This is a genomic window from Acinetobacter sp. V91_7 (assembly GCF_031799075.1).
GTDB classification, from domain to species: Bacteria; Pseudomonadota; Gammaproteobacteria; order Pseudomonadales; family Moraxellaceae; genus Acinetobacter; species Acinetobacter calcoaceticus.
In genome coordinates this window covers 1-1,086 of the sequence record NZ_JAVQNT010000014.1, presented here as the reverse complement: position 1 = coordinate 1,086, position 1,086 = coordinate 1, and the positions used below count along the sequence as shown (strand labels likewise).

Genomic DNA, 1,086 nt, shown 5'->3' with positions numbered 1-1,086 from the left:
AAGATTTAGCTCCTGACGATATGCTAATCATATTCAATAGTTACAGTAGCCATTGCACGTACTTTACCGGCAGTTACATTTGCTGCTGTTTGATAATAGCGGGCAGTCATCGGTACGTTATATTGAAGTGTCTGGTTAGAAGACAATGTACCTAAGGCTAATTTATCACCTTTTTTGATGACTTGGTTTGCACCTTGGTAATTCCAGAGTAATTGTACACCAACTCCACTTGCACTGTCAGTAGTGGGAGCGATATTACTCAAAACCTGATCATTGGTTCCATCTTGTGTAAAGTCGTAACTTAAACTAATCAGGTTTTTCTCTTCATACCCTGTTGGATTCTCACCACCATTACACAGAATGTTGATATCAAAAGTCTGTTCGCCTTGAGTGGAACCAACACCTGTAAATCCTGATTTAGTAACGGTAGGAAGTTGAATTGCTTTATTTATATCGCCTTGGAGTTCACATGACGATGATGCAATGGTAATTGCATTACCATAAACGGTACTGGTTAAGAATGGATTGGCACTATGACCAGTGGCATAGTATCGACTATATAACCCAGGAACAAGAGTACCAGAACCTGTTTGTTCTGCTGTTTTTACGATTTCAACAACAAAGTAACCCGAAGAAAGAACATGATTAGCATTGACTGTTATACTCCGCGTATATGGATAATAACCAGAAAAATTCGCATTATCTAAAGCTTCACGGTATAAACGAATACCGATCCCAGGAATATTTGTAGAGTAAATACTATTGCCCAGTGGGCTTAAGGGGTAACCTTGGGTAAGTGTAGCAATAAGAGAATCTGAACTTGATGTACATCTGTATCGTGATCCATTAGCGGTAATTGGAAATGTTGATTTTACGAGAATTTTGCCGACGGCATCACTTGGTCGAACAACAACTCGTCCAACCGCCATAGGAATATCAATCGTACTAAATGAGGCGCCAGAGTTAGAGTTACTTGCTGTACAAGATGCATTAGCTTCACCATAAACGCCAAGACCAGCAGTAAATAGAGCACCTGTTAATAATATTCTTTTCATTTGCAGACAGCCTCAGTCATTACCATGCTTT

General features: G+C 39.5%; 1 protein-coding gene. It reads right to left on the bottom strand.

Annotation, left to right across the window (positions count from 1 at the left end; genetic code table 11):
- Window positions 1-23: 23 nt before the first annotated feature.
- Window positions 24-1,055, bottom strand: a complete 1,032-nt coding sequence (locus RMB03_RS00590) for a fimbrial protein (protein ID WP_311073133.1) — start codon at window positions 1,053-1,055, stop codon at window positions 24-26.
- Window positions 1,056-1,086 lie beyond the last annotated feature (31 nt).

What these genes read in the sequence shown, in the direction of transcription:
- RMB03_RS00590 (WP_311073133.1), bottom strand. Translation starts at nt 1,055, where the DNA reads ATGAAAAGAATATTATTAACAGGTGCTCTATTTACTGCTGGTCTTGGC.